Source organism: Hydrogenobacter sp., assembly GCA_041287335.1.
GTDB lineage: Bacteria > Aquificota > Aquificia > Aquificales > Aquificaceae > Hydrogenobacter.
On sequence record JBEULM010000033.1, the window covers coordinates 1 to 15,429 of the forward strand.

Annotated in this window: 19 protein-coding genes, 1 tRNA gene and 1 pseudogene; 9 read left to right on the forward strand and 12 right to left on the reverse strand. The window is 40.8% G+C overall.

What is annotated here, in order from left to right; all coding sequences use genetic code 11:
* The first annotated feature begins 342 nt into the window (after positions 1-342).
* The 5 genes from argF to ABWK04_04755 are packed head-to-tail and all read left to right on the forward strand — an operon-like array spanning position 343 to position 4,755.
* Entirely contained in the window at positions 343-1,263 is a 921-nt protein-coding gene (gene argF, locus ABWK04_04735) for an ornithine carbamoyltransferase (GenBank protein MEZ0361193.1), read from the forward strand.
* A gap of 10 nt (positions 1,264-1,273) precedes the next feature.
* Entirely contained in the window at positions 1,274-2,269 is a 996-nt protein-coding gene (locus ABWK04_04740) for a 3-dehydroquinate synthase II (protein ID MEZ0361194.1), read from the forward strand.
* Positions 2,270-2,271: 2 nt separating this feature from the next.
* Entirely contained in the window at positions 2,272-3,672 is a 1,401-nt protein-coding gene (locus ABWK04_04745) for a UDP-N-acetylmuramoyl-L-alanyl-D-glutamate--2,6-diaminopimelate ligase (GenBank protein ID MEZ0361195.1), read from the forward strand.
* Positions 3,659-3,919: a hypothetical protein gene (locus ABWK04_04750; protein MEZ0361196.1), complete on the forward strand. Its 261-nt coding sequence runs from the start codon at positions 3,659-3,661 to the stop codon at positions 3,917-3,919. Before ABWK04_04745 ends, ABWK04_04750 begins: the two co-directional genes overlap by 14 nt.
* 26 nt (positions 3,920-3,945) lie before the next feature.
* Positions 3,946-4,755, forward strand: coding sequence for a prolipoprotein diacylglyceryl transferase family protein (locus ABWK04_04755; protein MEZ0361197.1), 810 nt, complete (start codon positions 3,946-3,948; stop codon positions 4,753-4,755).
* Here ABWK04_04755 and gatB read toward each other — a convergent pair.
* Complete coding sequence (gene gatB / locus ABWK04_04760) at positions 4,743-6,164, reverse strand: Asp-tRNA(Asn)/Glu-tRNA(Gln) amidotransferase subunit GatB (GenBank protein MEZ0361198.1); 1,422 nt, start codon at positions 6,162-6,164, stop codon at positions 4,743-4,745. The two genes, ABWK04_04755 and gatB, sit on opposite strands and share 13 nt — an antisense overlap.
* A 37-nt stretch (positions 6,165-6,201) precedes the next feature.
* On the opposite strand from gatB, the gene ABWK04_04765 reads away from it, so the two are divergent.
* Positions 6,202-6,792: an SCO family protein gene (locus tag ABWK04_04765; GenBank protein ID MEZ0361199.1), complete on the forward strand. Its 591-nt coding sequence runs from the start codon at positions 6,202-6,204 to the stop codon at positions 6,790-6,792.
* A complete protein-coding gene (gene rsmG, locus ABWK04_04770; protein ID MEZ0361200.1) occupies positions 6,789-7,376 on the forward strand; it encodes a 16S rRNA (guanine(527)-N(7))-methyltransferase RsmG in 588 nt (195 codons plus the stop codon). Before ABWK04_04765 ends, rsmG begins: the two co-directional genes overlap by 4 nt.
* On the opposite strand, the gene ABWK04_04775 is transcribed toward rsmG, so the two are convergent.
* From ABWK04_04775 to ABWK04_04785, 3 genes are all read right to left on the reverse strand, one after another.
* Positions 7,346-8,086, reverse strand: coding sequence for a tRNA (adenine-N1)-methyltransferase (locus ABWK04_04775; GenBank protein ID MEZ0361201.1), 741 nt, complete (start codon positions 8,084-8,086; stop codon positions 7,346-7,348). The two genes, rsmG and ABWK04_04775, sit on opposite strands and share 31 nt — an antisense overlap.
* Positions 8,083-8,553, reverse strand: coding sequence for a hypothetical protein (locus ABWK04_04780; GenBank protein ID MEZ0361202.1), 471 nt, complete (start codon positions 8,551-8,553; stop codon positions 8,083-8,085). Before ABWK04_04780 ends, ABWK04_04775 begins: the two co-directional genes overlap by 4 nt.
* 69 nt (positions 8,554-8,622) lie before the next feature.
* Positions 8,623-9,033: an NUDIX hydrolase gene (locus tag ABWK04_04785; GenBank protein MEZ0361203.1), complete on the reverse strand. Its 411-nt coding sequence runs from the start codon at positions 9,031-9,033 to the stop codon at positions 8,623-8,625.
* A 19-nt stretch (positions 9,034-9,052) separates the two neighbouring features.
* On the opposite strand from ABWK04_04785, the gene serS reads away from it, so the two are divergent.
* Positions 9,053-10,327, forward strand: a complete 1,275-nt coding sequence (gene serS / locus ABWK04_04790; GenBank protein MEZ0361204.1) for a serine--tRNA ligase — start codon at positions 9,053-9,055, stop codon at positions 10,325-10,327.
* 16 nt (positions 10,328-10,343) lie between these two features.
* Positions 10,344-11,477 carry a methionine adenosyltransferase gene (gene metK / locus ABWK04_04795; GenBank protein ID MEZ0361205.1) on the forward strand — a complete coding sequence of 378 codons (1,134 nt, stop codon included), beginning with the start codon at positions 10,344-10,346 and terminating at the stop codon, positions 11,475-11,477.
* Here the strand turns inward: metK and ABWK04_04800 are convergent.
* The 8 genes and pseudogenes from ABWK04_04800 to ABWK04_04835 form a co-directional block, all read right to left on the reverse strand.
* Positions 11,474-12,343 (reverse strand): ATP phosphoribosyltransferase regulatory subunit, encoded by an 870-nt coding sequence (locus tag ABWK04_04800; protein ID MEZ0361206.1) that lies wholly within the window; start codon positions 12,341-12,343, stop codon positions 11,474-11,476. The genes metK and ABWK04_04800 overlap by 4 nt on opposite strands.
* A complete protein-coding gene (locus ABWK04_04805) occupies positions 12,330-12,827 on the reverse strand; it encodes an ADP-ribose-binding protein (GenBank protein MEZ0361207.1) in 498 nt (165 codons plus the stop codon). The genes ABWK04_04800 and ABWK04_04805 overlap by 14 nt, the downstream gene beginning before the upstream one ends.
* Before the next feature lie 5 nt (positions 12,828-12,832).
* Positions 12,833-12,997, reverse strand: a complete 165-nt coding sequence (locus ABWK04_04810; protein MEZ0361208.1) for a CBS domain-containing protein — start codon at positions 12,995-12,997, stop codon at positions 12,833-12,835.
* A gap of 8 nt (positions 12,998-13,005) precedes the next feature.
* On the reverse strand, positions 13,006-13,233 hold the full coding sequence (locus tag ABWK04_04815; GenBank protein MEZ0361209.1) for a chloride channel protein: 228 nt from the start codon (positions 13,231-13,233) through the stop codon (positions 13,006-13,008).
* A gap of 70 nt (positions 13,234-13,303) precedes the next feature.
* Positions 13,304-13,742 (reverse strand): annotated as a pseudogene (locus ABWK04_04820) (chloride channel protein).
* 288 nt (positions 13,743-14,030) lie between these two features.
* A tRNA-Arg gene (locus ABWK04_04825) sits at positions 14,031-14,104 on the reverse strand.
* 28 nt (positions 14,105-14,132) lie between these two features.
* Positions 14,133-14,969, reverse strand: a complete 837-nt coding sequence (locus tag ABWK04_04830) for an MqnA/MqnD/SBP family protein (protein ID MEZ0361210.1) — start codon at positions 14,967-14,969, stop codon at positions 14,133-14,135.
* 263 nt (positions 14,970-15,232) lie between these two features.
* Positions 15,233-15,429, reverse strand: a 197-nt coding sequence (locus tag ABWK04_04835) for a hypothetical protein (protein ID MEZ0361211.1), incomplete at its 5' end; no start/stop codon positions are given.

The window sequence follows — 15,429 nt, forward strand, 5'->3', positions numbered from 1 at the left end:
TTAAAGATAATAAGGCATATCAAGGATTTTGTCAAGGGGGTACCTTCTTCAAATGAAATTAATTTCCGAAAATCGTCGGTCATGCAAGGTTGAGTATAGAATTATAAAGTTTAAAGCTTTGACACACAAGCTTTTAAATGGTATGTCATCAAGTCATAAAGTCATCAACGCATAAAAGCATCTTGACATCAAGATGACACCCTTGACTTGCCTTTCCTTTTTAAAACACATACCATATTCAGCTCTAAAGATGACACGGGACTGTTAAGGTCCCGCAAAACTTCACAATAAAATTATACAGAAGTTTTGTAGTGTGCGCAAGCTTTATGTATAATATTAAAAATGATAAGAAACTTTGTGGATCTTTGGGATATAACCCCGGACGAGGGGTGGAGTATATTGCTGAACGCTGAAAGTATAAAGCGTGGGCAGGATAGGGAAAAGCATCTTTTTGGCAAAAATGTTGGGCTTTTTTTCACAAAACCATCTACAAGAACGAGGGTATCTTTTGAGGTAGCTGTAAATCAGCTTGGTGGAAATACCATATACTTAGCTGAGCAAAGTCTTCAGATCTCAAGGGGTGAAGATCTTAAAGATACTGCAAGGACTTTATCAAGATATCTGGACTGTATAGTAATCAGGACGGACTCACACAAAAGGCTTGAAGAATATGCCAAGTACTCAACAATACCGGTGATAAATGCACTCACCGATATGTCACACCCTTGTCAAGTGCTTAGCGATGTATTCACGCTTTATGAAACCTTCAAGGAGGATATAAGGAATATAAAGATAGCGTACGTGGGTGATGGGAATAATGTATGCAACACTTGGCTGGTAGCTGCTGGGCTTTTTGGTCTTAACCTTTTTGTTGCAACTCCGGAGGGTTACGAACCGAGTAGCTACTATTATCAGGCAGGAGAAGATCTTTGTAAAATCACTGGAGGTAGCATATACCTGACCGTAAATCCCGTAGAAGCTGTAAAAGATGCGCATGTTATTTATACAGACGTTTGGGTGAGTATGAATCAGGAAAGAAGTGAAGAAAAGATAAATATGTTATTACCTTATCAGGTGAATGAAGAACTTTTATCTCATGCAAGGAAGGATGTTAAGGTAATGCACTGTCTTCCTGCTAAAAAGGGCGAGGAAATAACCGAAGAGATCTTTGAAAAGTACGCTGACTTTATTTTTACGCAAGCTGAAAACAGATTGCACACGCAAAAGGCACTGTTGAAGTTTTTAATCTCATCGGTGATATAATTTTAGAGTCATGAAGGAATTTTGGTATTGGGCTGAAGGTTATGATAAAAAGTTTATAACTACAGCCATTGAGTCGGGAGCTACTACAATAATTTTGAACGATCCCTCCAAAAAAGAAGAAGTTAAAAGACTTGGAAGGGTGAATGTGGTTTCTCAGGATGGAGATATGAAGCTGGGTGAGGATGTTGTATACGTGCTTATAAAGGGAAAGGAAGATGAGGAAAGAGCCGGGAAGTATCCTCCACACGTGAAAGTAATTGTTGAGACCACGGATTGGACGGTAATTCCTCTTGAGAATTTGGTAGCTCAAAGGGAAGAGCTTTACGCGGTAGTAAGAAACGAAGAAGAAGCAAAAACTGCTCTGAAGATACTGGAAAAGGGTGTGAAAGGTGTGGTTTTAAAAAGCGAGGATATAAATACCATAAAAAGGGTTGGAAAGGCTTTGGAGGAAGAGGAAGAAAAAGTTTCACTATCTGTAGTTAAGATCACACGCATATTTGCACTCGGTTTGGGAGACAGGGTGTGCGTGGATACCACATCCTTGCTTAACCGAGGTGAAGGTATGCTGGTAGGCAACTCTTCTGGTGGTATGTTTCTTGTGCATGCGGAAACTGAGGAAAATCCTTACGTAGCTTCAAGACCATTCCGAGTAAATGCAGGTGCTGTACACATGTATGTAAGGGTACCAAACAACAAAACCAAGTATCTGTGCGAGCTTTCTTCTGGAGATGCGGTGATGGTTTATGACTACAAAGGGAGAGGGAGACTCGTCTATGTAGGGAGATCAAAGGTGGAGAGGCGTCCAATGCTTTTGGTAGAGGGGAGGGTTGATAACAAAAAAGTTAGCGCAATACTTCAAAATGCGGAAACTATAAGACTTACAAAACCTGACGGGATGCCCATTTCCGTAGTTGAACTAAAAGAAGGTGACGAGGTTTTAGGTTACATAGAAGAAGCGGGAAGACACTTCGGTATGAAGGTGGAGGAAACGATCACGGAAAAGTGAAGATGAACATAAAAGACCTCCTTTCTGGTGTAAAAGGCATAACAGAAAATTCCAAGGATGTTAAGGAAGATTACATCTTCGTTGCTATAAAAGGATCCAAAAATGACGGACATGATTTTGTCAAGGAAGCTCTAAACAGAGGTGCAAAATGGGTGTTTGTGGAGAGGGATTTAGGACTTTCAGATGAGCGCATTGTGAAAGTGGAGGATACCAGAAGGGCTTTCGGGGAGCTTGCAGATGCCTTTTACGGTGAGCCTTCTAAAAAACTGAAAGTAATTGGTATAACAGGTACAAACGGTAAAACAACAACCACGCACTTAATAGAAGCTATCCTCAACAAAGCGGGTATAAAGACGGGTCTTGTAGGAACTGTGTATTACAGATTTTTGAACAAAATATATCAGTACGAAAGCAGGACAACACCCAACCCTACAGCTTGGCATATGACTTTAAGAAATATGCTTGAAGACGGTGCTGAAGCTGTTGTTGCTGAGGTTTCTTCACACGCTCTTGATCAAAAAAGGGTTTGGGGTACACGCTTTTGTGTGGTAGGCTTTACCAACCTCTCCCACGATCACCTTGACTATCACAAAAGCATGGAAAACTACTTTAAAGCAAAACTCAGGCTCTTTACTGAGTACGTATACGATTATGCTCTGGTAAACTCAGATGATGAGTACGGGAAAAGAATAGTCAAGGAGTTAAAGGGCAGAGCTATAACCTACGGAAAGGAAGGAAACTTTAAGATAATTGATTTCAATACAGATTTTCATGGCTCAAGGCTAAAGGTAGAGTACGAAGGGAAAATTTACGAACTATGCTCAAACCTTGTAGGAGATTTTCAGGCGTATAACCTATCTTTGGCTGTACTCTGCGGTCTCCTTTTAGGTGTGGATGCAAAAGCCATTGAGGAAGGAGTAAGAAAGGTTTATGTACCCGGTAGATTTGAAACTTACAGAGGGAATGGTTTTTTGGTGATAGTAGATTATGCGCACACGCCTGATGCTCTTGAGAATATACTCAAGAGTATAAGAAGACTATCCAAGAAAAGAGTAATAACGGTTTTTGGTGCTGGCGGAAACAGAGACAGAACAAAAAGACCACTAATGGGAAGTGTGGCAGAACGCTTGTCGGACCTTCTTGTAATAACATCGGACAATCCGCGAGACGAAGAACCTATGGACATTATAAAAGATATATGCATTGGTATAAAAGATACATCAAAGGTGATCGTGGAAGAAGACAGAAAGAAAGCTATAAATATAGCTCTGAGTCTTGCTAAGCCGGGTGATATAGTTTTGGTTGCTGGCAAAGGACACGAAGACTATCAGGAAATAAAAGGTGTGAGGCATCCCTTTAAAGACTCGGAAGTTATAAAGGAGGCTCTAAGTGTGCGACTTTGACAGTTTGCACTACAACCTCAAGGACGAACTTCTGAGAATATACAAAGAGGCGGAAGTACCCCAGCCTAAGGTAAAGATAGAGGATCTTCAGAGTGCTAAAATATGCGGACTATCTAACCTTGCTAAACTCATACTCTATCTTGAGAGGGAGGGTTACCTTACAGTGCTTAACAAAGAGGATAACTTTAGAAATTGGGAGATACGGATAGAAGCGGGTATACTTGACTTGATATTCGGCTATGGGTAAAAATACCTTATGGAGGTTTAAAAGTTATGTTTCCTGTACTTATTGAGCTATTTGGTATCAAAATATACACGTATGGTGTCCTTGTTGCAACTGGTGCGCTCTTGGCATACTTTCTCAGCTTGAAGCTTGCAAAAAAGGAAGGCTTAAACGCATCTCATATAGAAAACACACTACTTTTGGCTTTAGCTTTCGGCATAATCGGAGGTAGGCTATCTTACGTGATCGAGCATCCCGAACAGATAAAGGGATTTGTGGATGTGATCGCTATATGGAACGGCGGAATGGACTTTTTTGGTGGACTTTTTGGAGGTGTATTAGGAGTTATTGTTGGCATAGTGAGGTACAAACTTCCTGTTTGGAAGGTAGGAGACATAGCTGCGCTATCTTTGACAATTGCGCATGCTGTAGGAAGACTTGGATGTACTTCAGCAGGATGCTGTTACGGACTTCCCTTTCCAGTACAAGGTGTTTCCACGCCGGGTATTCATCTTACAACTAAGTTCCCTTTCTTTTATATGGTTTTTCCCGAGGGTGCGGTAGCTCCACCCTACATGCCACTTTATCCTACACAACTTATGGAATTCATAGGGCTTATACTCATATTCTTTCTTTTACTCTTGGCTTACAGAAAAAAACCCTTTGACGGTTTTGTATTTTCACTTTACATGATCCTTTACGGTATCCTCAGGTTCTTCCTTGAGTTTTACAGGGGTGTGACTCCTCCTATTCCCGGTATAGGTCTTACTTGGAATCAGATAGTCTCCATATTAATGGTGGTTCTTTCACCTGTGCTTATGCTCCTGCTACCGAAGGGTAAAAAGGCTCAACCCGTATAAACTTTTAAAAGCTCGTGCAGGATCCTGTTGACCAACTGAGGATTTGCTCTACCTTTGGCTAACTTCATAACTTGCCCTACCAAGAAGCCGAATATCTTTTCCTCACCATGTAGATATCTTTCTACTTCTTTGGGGTGATTTCTGAGTACCTCCTCTACGAGCTTCTTTATACTCTCTTCATCACTCACCTGTTTTAGTCCTCTTTCTTCTATAATAAGCTCGGGATCCTTACCGGTTTCTACCATAAGTTTAAGCACCTCTTTGGCAAGTTTTGAAGAGATCGTACCATTCTTTATAAAGCTTACGAGTTTGGCAAGTTGTGAGGGATTTACTGGTGACCCTTCTATGTCTTTGCCCGCTTCGTTCAAAAGCCCTAAAAGGTCGTTTAAAAGCCAATTGGATAAAAGTTTAGGTTCATGATAAAAACGTAGTGCTTCTTCAAAAAAGTCACCTACAGCTTTGAGATCCGTCATAACCTTCGCTTCATACTTGGTAAGACCGTACTTCTTCACAAACTTCTCTCTACGCTGTGAAGGGAGTTCTGGCATACGCCTTTTTATGTCCTCTACCCATTCTTTGGAAATTATCAAAGGTAGAAGATCCGGATCAGGAAAGTACCTATAGTCTTGTGCTTCTTCCTTAGTTCTCATAGGGTGAGTAAGACCAGTGGCAGGATCAAAAGTTCTCGTCTCTTGCTTTATCTGTCCTCCAGAAGACAGTATCTTTATCTGCCTTTCTATTTCACTTTCTATAGCCTTTTGGACGAATCTGAAAGAGTTTACATTCTTTATCTCCACTCTGGTACCGAGAATGTTAGAGCCTTTGGGTCTTATAGATACATTTATATCACATCTTAGCTGACCCTTTTCCATATCAGCTTTTGATACACCTGTGTATCTCATGATATTTCTGAGTTCTTCTAAAAAGAGCTTTGCCAATTCTGCAGAGTTTATATCTGGTTCGGTGACTATTTCCATCAGTGGGGTTCCCGCTCTGTTTAGATCCACGTACGTTTTTGAACCTTCATGGATGTTTTTACCTGCATCTTCCTCTATATGGAGTCTCCTTATCCTTATTTTTCTACCTTCAATCTCAAGCCATCCGTTTACAGCAAGGGGTTCCTCATACTGGGATATTTGATACCCTTTTGGAAGATCAGGATAGAAGTAATTTTTCCTTGCAAAAAGGCATCTGGTTCTTATCTCACAGTTCAGGGCGAGAGAAGCTCTTATAGCGTACTCTACAGCCTGTCTGTTAGTTACTGGCAGGCTTCCAGGAAGAGCAAGACACACGGGACATACTCTCGTATTAGGTTCAGCCCCAAACTCTACAGGACACGAGCAGAACATCTTTGTTTTTGTATCCATCTGTACGTGTATCTCAAGACCTATTACTGGTTCAAACTCCATAGCACCAATTTTACCACATAGGTTATAATCTGGTGATATGAGGAAATTAGCGTTATTTATAACATGGTCGTTTATTTTAAGTTTAGCTCTCTCCTGTCAAAAAAAGCACGAATTTTACGGTTTTGTTTACGATCAGCCCGCTTATGACTTTAAGCTCACAAACTACGATGGAAAGCAGGTAAAATTGTCTGACTACACATCAAAGGGTAATATAGTAGTCATATTTTTCGGTTATACTCATTGTCCGGATGTATGTCCAACAGCCTTGACTACACTTGCAAACATGATGAAAAAGCTTAAGGAAAATGAGAGACAAAGGGTTCAGGTTCTTTTCATAACTGTTGATCCAGAAAGGGACAGTCCGAGCGTTTTGAAGGGTTATGTACCTTTCTTCTATCCTACTTTTGTAGGTCTTACCGGAAGCCAAGAGGATATAAAGAAGGTAGCCAAAGAGTACAAGGTTTTCTACAGAAAGGTGAAAGGTGAGTCTGCCGCAGGTTATCTCGTAGATCATACAGCTACCATATACGTAGTGACCCCCGATATGAGGATAAAACTTCTCTACACTCCTGCAAAACAAGATCCGGATAAAATGGCTAAAGATATACAGTATCTGCTCAAATCTTGATAGAAGAGATCTTCAAAAGAAACGGATTTGAGTTGTCTTCCAGACAGTCGGAACTCTTTAAAATCTATATACGGGAATTAAAAAAATGGAATAGAGTACACAAGCTTACGGCTATTGAGGATGATAAGCAAATAGTTATTCGGCACTTTGTTGATTCTCTTACCTTAGCGTTGTGCTTTAGGGAAAAGGGCATAAATGTGGAGGGTAAGAGTGTGTGCGATGTGGGTTCAGGTGCCGGTTTCCCGGGTGTACCTCTCAAAATATACTACGGTGATCGCATAAACCTAACCTTGGTAGAGTCCGTTGCTAAAAAGTGTGCCTTCCTTGAATACCTGAAGGTAAAACTCGGTCTTGAATATACAGTTCTTTGTAAAAGGGCAGAGAATATTGAAGAAAGCTTTGATATAGTTGTGTGCAGGGCTTTGGGTCAACTCAAAGAGATCCTGCCCATGCTCAATAAATTAGCTCGCATCTCCGTCTTCGTGATGAAGGGTAAAGAAGCACCAAAAGGATATGACTATTGCAGAATACAAACTTACGACATAAAGGGTAGTTATATCCTTTTTCTTCCAAAAATAAGATAAGCTGTGTGGGCGGGCATTTGATCTTCTGGTCTGAGCCTTTCTGGATTTATTTTATAATGTCTCAACAGGATCTCCATCACTTCAAGATCAGTAAAAAGGGGTTTCATGAAAGATAGCAATTTACTCACCTGATTGGTAGTTGGAAGTACAAAGGCACAAACTTTACCTTGCTTTAATACTTTCCAGACCTTTTCTAAATACTCCCATGGCTCTTTCACATCAACAAAGCACGCATCAAAAAACTCTTCTTCAAAATGGGCTTCAAGGAAGTTGGTATTAAAAGCCTTTACATTGGTGCATAGATTAAATTTCTCCCAGTTTTTCAAAGCATTGGCATAAAAATCTTTGGAGGTTTCATAAGTCCACACCTCTCCGGCTAAATATGAAAGGACGGTGGTCATAGCACCACTACCTGTACCGAACTCTAACACTTTATCTGTGCGCTTTACATTTAACTTTAAAGCTATATAAAAGGCATCTTTTGGATAAACAATCTGTGTTTTCCTTTCAAAACCTAAGAGTATAATGTCTTCAAGGGTAGGGCTTAGTACAAAGAATTCACCAACCCTCTGCCCATCCTGTTTCCCCAATATATCGTGAAAGTTTATAGTGTGTCCCCGCACACTCAGACTCATGCCTTTCACAAGCTTCCTCAGATACTTCCTCTCCCTGTATAGTATAATTACGTAATCTCCTTCTTTAAAACTCATCTTAGTTCAAGTATGGCTCTTCCTAAAAAGTAAGATGCCTGAGAGTATTTTAAGGCATACTCATAATCTTTAACTCTACTGTTTTCCTTTGCTACTTGATAAAAGAGTAGCTCATAAGAATAGAGATTCTTATACTTATCTCTATATTTTCTTGAAGCGTTAAGAGTAAGAAGAGCATTTTTTAATCTTTTCTGCACTACTATGTCAAGGAGCTTTCTGTCTGAAGGTAGTTTCAAGTCATCACTTTTGAGAACCTCAAGAGCGTAAAGTACCTTATCTGCGGAGCGCTGAAGTTTGCTGTTACCCGTAGAACATCCTTCCTTTATAAGTCTGTCAGCCTCACTCATCAGCTCTTCATATATAGCATCTTTCTCAAGTGCTGTGTATCTTGACATGAGGGACGCACAATCCTGAGCGTAAGCCATCAGGCATATCATCAACAAAGCAAAAAATACCTTTCCGTACATTTTGAACTTAATTAATTATAAACACGCTGAATGAGAAATTCCTTTCAGAACAATGTTGGCATTTTATATCTAAGATCTTATGAAGTCCCAAAGTATACTTCCATGATCAAAGACGAGCTTATCAAAGGGTATATCCTCAAGCTTAAATATGTGGACTTTTTTTGCATCATCACCAGCCGAAGGACTCCCCTCAGCATCAAGAATAAAAACTACAGAAGCTACATGGAATCTCGGATCTCTATTTGGGTGAGAGTATACACCGAGCAGCTTTCTTATACTTGCGTCAAGCCCAGTCTCTTCTTTTATCTCTCTTATTACAGCTTCCTCCACAGTTTCACCAATTTGAACAAAGCCACCTGGTAGTGCAAAACCGTAAGGTGGGTAAAGCCTCTCTATAAGCACTATACCTCTGAAGGTGGTTTCTTTCCACAGCCTAACTACACCATCCACAGCCAGAAGAGGGGTTTGAGGTTTTTTCATGGATTAAAATTATAGAACCATGCTTGATCTTGAGCTTATAAGAAAGAAAAGCGATTTTGTAAAAGAGAGGCTGAGGACAAGAGGCGAAGGATATGATGAACTTGTTGATCGTATACTTGAACTTGACGAAGAAAGGAGAAGTATCCTTAAAGAGCTTGAAAATCTTAGAGCTGAGAGGAACCGTGTAAGTAAAGAAATAGGGATCATGAAAAAACAGGGTAAGGACACACTGAACCTTGAAGTGGAAATGAGAAAGATCAAGAATAGCATAGAGGAGCTTGAGGTGAAGCTTGAGATTACGGATAGAGAGTTGAAAAATGTAATGCTTCGCATACCGAATCTGCCACATGATGATGTACCTATAGGAAAGGACGAAAAAGAGAATCTTGAAGTTAGAAGGTGTGGCACTCCAAAAGAGTTTGGTTTTGAACCAAGACCTCACTGGGAAATAGGTGAGAAGTTAGGTATACTTGATTTTGAGAGGGGAACGAAACTATCTGGAAGTCGCTTCACCGTACTTAAGGGCGTTGGTGCGAAGTTAGAGAGGGCTTTAATAAACTTTATGTTGGACATGCACACAAGCAAAGGATACAAGGAGGTATTTCCACCTCATCTTGTGAGACCAGAAATTTTGGAAGGGACAGGACAATTACCAAAGTTTGAAGAAGAACTGTACGTATGCGAGAGAGACAATCTCTATCTGATACCCACTGCAGAAGTACCATTAACTAACCTTTTTAGAAATGAAATACTCAAAGAAAACGAGCTTCCCATATACCTGACATCTTACACACCATGCTACAGAAGGGAAGCTGGAGCTTATGGGAAAGATATAAGAGGTATAATACGTCAGCATCAGTTTAACAAGGTAGAACTCGTTAAGTTAGTAAGACCTGAAGATTCTTATGAGGAGTTAGAAAGGCTCACCTTAGATGCTGAAGATGTACTTAAGGCTTTGGACCTTCCTTACAGAGTGGTGCTTTTATGTACAGGCGATATGGGCTTTTCCTCAGCAAAAACTTACGATATAGAGGTTTGGTTTCCATCTCAGGGCAGATACAGGGAAGTATCTTCATGTTCCAACTGCGAAGACTTTCAGGCAAGAAGGATGAACACGAGATTTAAGGATGGTCAAGGTAGAAACAGATATGTCCACACGCTGAACGGTTCTGGACTCGCTGTAGGGAGAACGCTTGCCGCTATACTTGAAAACTACCAAAGGGAAGATGGTTCTGTAGTTGTACCGCATGCACTCAGGGATTACTTAAAAGCTGATCTTATAAAACCCGAGTGAATTTATAATAATTGTCATGGGAAGATACATAAAGATGGCTGAATCACCAACAGAAGGACATCCTGACAAACTTGCGGATTTGATAGCTGATGCTTTACTTGATGAGTTTATCAGAAAAGATCCTTACAGTAGGGTATCTCTTGAGATACTCCTCATTTCGGGAATGACCTTTGTGTCAGGGCATGTATCCACAGAGAGTTATGTAGATATTCCGGGTATAGTCAGGAGTACTATAAAGGAAGTTGGATACAACAGACCTGAGTACGGTTTTGATGCGGATACATCTGCAGTCATAACATCTATAGAAGAGCAAAGTCCGGAGATAGCGCTTGGTATATCTTCTGAAGGTGCTGGAGATACAGCAACGGTGATAGGATACGCTTGCGTTGAGACACAAAGCTATATGCCCTTGCCTATAACCTTAGCACACAATCTATCTAAGAAAATATCCGATATTAGAAAGGGTGGGAAAGCACCTTTTTTGAGACCTGATGGGAAAGCTCTTATAACTGTCGTTTACGAAAACGAAAATCCGTTATTTATCAAGGATCTTGTAGTTTTTGTTCAACACGATCCGGATGTGTCTTTAGATAACTTGAGAGAGTTTATCTATGAGGAGGCAATAAGAAAGGTTATCCCCTCAAACCTCATTTCCGAAAATACAAAAATAATGATAAACCCTTCTGGAAGGTTTGTACTCGGTGGACCTGTAGCCGATGCAGGTCAGACAGGACGAAAGATAGTGTCCGATGCTTATGGAGATGTTGCCTACTCTGGGGGAAGCGCCTTTTCTGGTAAGGATCCTACCAAAACGGACAGATCTGCCTCTTATCTTGCGAGAATGATGGCAAAGCATATAGTTGCCTGCGGGTTTGCAAGAAGATGTATGGTTCAGATGGCTTACGCCTTTGGGGTGAGTGAAGTCTTAGCCTTTGATTTGGAAACTTATGGTACCGAAACGGTGGATAAGGAGAAGATAAAAAAGGTACTCCTCGATGTATTCCCAACCGGTCCCAAAAAGATCATAGACTTTCTTGATTTGCGAAAACCTATATACAAAAAAACAGCTTGTTACGGGCACTTTGGCAAAGAAGATCTTTCTTGGGAGAAGCTTACCAAGATTGAAGAGCTAAAAGCAAAACTTTCTTAGAGTTCAAGAAGTCTATCCAGATAAATAGCACCACCAACTGCAGGTATATCCTTACCAAACATAGCGTAAAGTTTGTCGTATCTTCCACCACCTGCAATAGGGAAGCCCAGCTTTGGATGGAAGATCTCAAAGACTATACCTGTGTAATACCTTTGAAGTCTAATCTCGGACATATCAAAGCTCAAGGGAATGTCTTTCAGATACTCGGATATTTCAAGAAGTTCCTCGCACTCTTTTGAAAACTCAGCGTGCTTTCTCAAAAATTCCTCAACCACCTTCCTATCCCCCTGCATATAAAGGAGTTCCATCAGCTCAGGATACTTTTTTAGACCTGAAAAATTTTTTTCAAAGAGAGCTTTTATTATCTCATCCCTTTGTTCATACTTCTCAAGCATACTGTTTATTATGCCCATGTGACCGATATTCACCACAAAGTTATTTACTGAACACTCTATCAAATATTCGCACAGTTTTTCTATAACCTGTGCATCACTGTGAAGATCCCTCACCCCGAGATGTTCTATACCCATCTGAAACCTCTCAGTATCTTCTGAAGGTGAAAAAACGTTTCCCCAGTAATACACCTTTACAGGAAGTTCAAGGTATTTTATGCTTGAGAGGAATCTGGCAAGACTCACTGTCCAGTCTGTTCTAAGACTCAAAAGCGTACCATCTTGACATAGTCCTACAAGAAAGGGTCTGTAAGCATGAGTAAAAAGTTCGCTTTCGTACCTTTCCACCGTAGGAAGCATGACAAATTTATAATCCCTGAAGACATCGCAGGCTTTTAAAAAAGAAAGTTTCAACTTTTCAGAGTCTTCAAAGGAGAAGAATCTCTCTTCGGAGGGTAAACTATTTTCCCACATATTCTCTCCACTTTTGGACGAGTTCTTCGTCTATGTCTACAAGCACAATCTTTTGAAGATTTATGGGTATAAAGTTAGCTATCTCCTCGACCATAGCCTTAGCCGCTACATCTTTGGGAAGCTTTCCTACACCTGTCCCCATGCCAGGCATGGCAATACTTTTAAAGCCCATGTTATCTGCAAGTTCAAGGGCTGCCCTGACAGCCTTTCTGACCTTTTCCTCAGTAGTTTCCATTGCAGGTTCCTCCATGGTAGGCGCATGTATCACACCTTTAAATTTTAACCTTCCAGCAGATGTAAATACCGCAGATCCCACACTTATAGGCGCTTTCAGGATGGCTTCCTTTTCTATAATACTACCGCCTGCTTTTTTTATAACACCTGCTACACCTCCACCCATATAGCCCAAAGAGTTGGCAGGATTTACTATGGCATCAGCATTTACCTCAAGTAGGCTTCCCTGCAGTATTTCTATCTGTAGCATAACTTTTATTTTAACTCCCTTAATGTTTTTGCTATGCTCTCTTCTGGCTTTACGGTTATAACATTCACGCTCATAATGTCCTTTGCGATCTTTTCACTTAGATACTCTTGCATTAGCCTTTTAGCTTCTCCTACAGGTTGGTGGGCTTGCAAGGTTATAGCTTCCACCATGTAGTCCCTCACCTTGAGCCTTTCAAGGTTCCAAAGCCCCCACTGTTCCTTGTATGCTCAAGAGTCAAGCCTTGTATTGACCTGACTTGGAAAGAAGCACTTTTTCCAGAAATCAGGTAAGCGGTGAAAATAGAAAGCATGGCAGGTACCAAAAGAACGTATCCCCCTGTCATCTCCGATATGAGTATAAGAGTGGAGAGAGGAACCTTTGCTGAGGTTCCAAAAAAGGCTACCATTCCCACCACAGTAAAGGAAGGCACATGAAGGTCAAGCCTGTACTATTCAAAAGCAGGCTATAACAAGCTCCTAAAAGACCACCATCATAACGAAAGGTCCAAAGATGCCTCCAGACATGCCAGATCCAAAGGTAAAGGAAACACCTAAATCAACCCCAACTGCGTCAGAAAGTATAAGTAAAGGGTCTATTAGCTTTAAGTTCAGTATGAGCTGTAAGTATCCATAGCCATTTCCTATGGCAAAGGGTATAAGCATTCCCACAATGCCGGCCATAAAGCCCCCAAGAGCAGTCTTTAAACAGGGCTTTATCTTCAACCCTACCGAAGAGAAAGTATGCAAAGAGTGCAGAAGGCTTTAAGTTTATGATTTCTGGTATATGCACGAAGAATATGGATTCAAAGTCAAGGAAAAAGTCTGCGGTTATGTATAAGCTTATACAAGCCAAAAAGACGGGTGTCAAATTTTCTATGTCAAAGTCTTTTTTAAAAAAGACTTCGGCGCTTACTATTGCACCTGCAAAAGGAGCCTTGAAAGCCCCACCACCAGCATAACCCTCCCTTCCTCTTTAGAGAGCCTTAAAAGGTTTGACAGCGTGGATCCAATACCCGCCCTATAAGAGCTATAGGTCCTTCTCCGCCAGAAGTAGCGCCCATACCTATGGTAAGGGAGAAGGTTATCAGTTTGACCTTCTATACGTTCGGCTTTTTGAGATATCCTATACTCATCAGCCATTGAGAGTAGTCATTTATCACTCTTCTGTTGTCAATCTTTGAGGTTATTCGTAACTTTATTTAAGCGTCCCCGGGCGGAGTCGAACCGCCGACCTCGAGATTAGGAATCTCGCGCTCTATCCTACTGAGCTACGGGGACTGATGATAAGTATAACACATCTGTGACATTAGATTTCGTCTGAGAATATTACCTCAGGTATGTTCGCCTTTATAATACCCCTTTCTTTACCCATACGTAGCATAAGTCTTACCGCCTCTCTACCATCTTTCCCATAATCAAGCGTTCTATTATTCACATACATACTCACAAACTTCTTAGTTTTTTCTTCACTGTCTTTTATATCCCTGGCATAATTTATGGCATAAGTTAAGGCTTTGTCCATATTAGAAAGAGCGTATTCCACACTTTTTTTCATGAGCTTCTCTATCTTCCTTATGTTTTCCTCTCCCAAATCCTTCCTTATTACGTTACACCCCAAAGGTAATGGGAGGGCTGTTTCTCTTTGCCACCACTCTCCAAGATCAAAAAGCTTTATAAGTCCCCTGTCTGCATAGCTTATCTGTCCTTCATGTATCACAAGTCCCGCATCCACTTCTTCCCTTTCTACAGCATCCATAATTTTGTCAAAGGGAATCACCTTTTCGTAAAAGTCAGGCTCATACAGCCTCAAAACGAGATAAGCTGTTGTCAATATTCCCGGCACAGCAACGCTTTTACCCCTAAGTGTGTCCAGCTTCCTTTTGGCTACAACTATAGGTCCATAGCCTTCTCCAACGCTTCCACCGCTTGGAAGAACAAAGTACTTGTCAGAGACATACGGATATGCGTGAAAGGAAATGGCAGAGACCTCGTAAGTTCCATTGAGGGCTTCCTTATTCAGAGTTTCTATATCCGCAAGCACATGCTCGATTAAAAACCCTTCTGTATCTATTTCACCAGATACAAGAGGGTAGAACATAAAAGCATCATCCGAATCAGGACTGTGGGCTATTCTTATCCTCATAGCTTAAGTTTAATACTATACTTTTCCTTTAGTCTTGTGTCAAGTAAAATATAGGCTGTTTAAAAAAATCAACACTCAGAGCTACAACGAGTTTAAATATACAGCATGAGACTAAGAATAATACATAGCGCCAAAAGGATATGCCGGTAAAAAAAGAGGAGGACAATAGAAAAACTTGTATTTGCTTACTTTTGAGTTTTTAAACAGCCTCAGTAAAATAGAGAGTATCCCTTTGCATAGACAGATATCCCACTTATAGACATCTATCTATGCATCGGGTTTAGGACTGTGCCTGAAAACCCCCTGAAATAAGGATTTTCAGACAGTAAGCCCAGTGCCTTACTCCTCAGGCACTTATACCGCTCGCTAAACAGATTTTTTATGAACTCCTCTATCTGTTTAGCAAGGGCTTTGTCAATGCTGTGTAATCTGGAGCTACTTACCCGGTAAGCACGGCTTA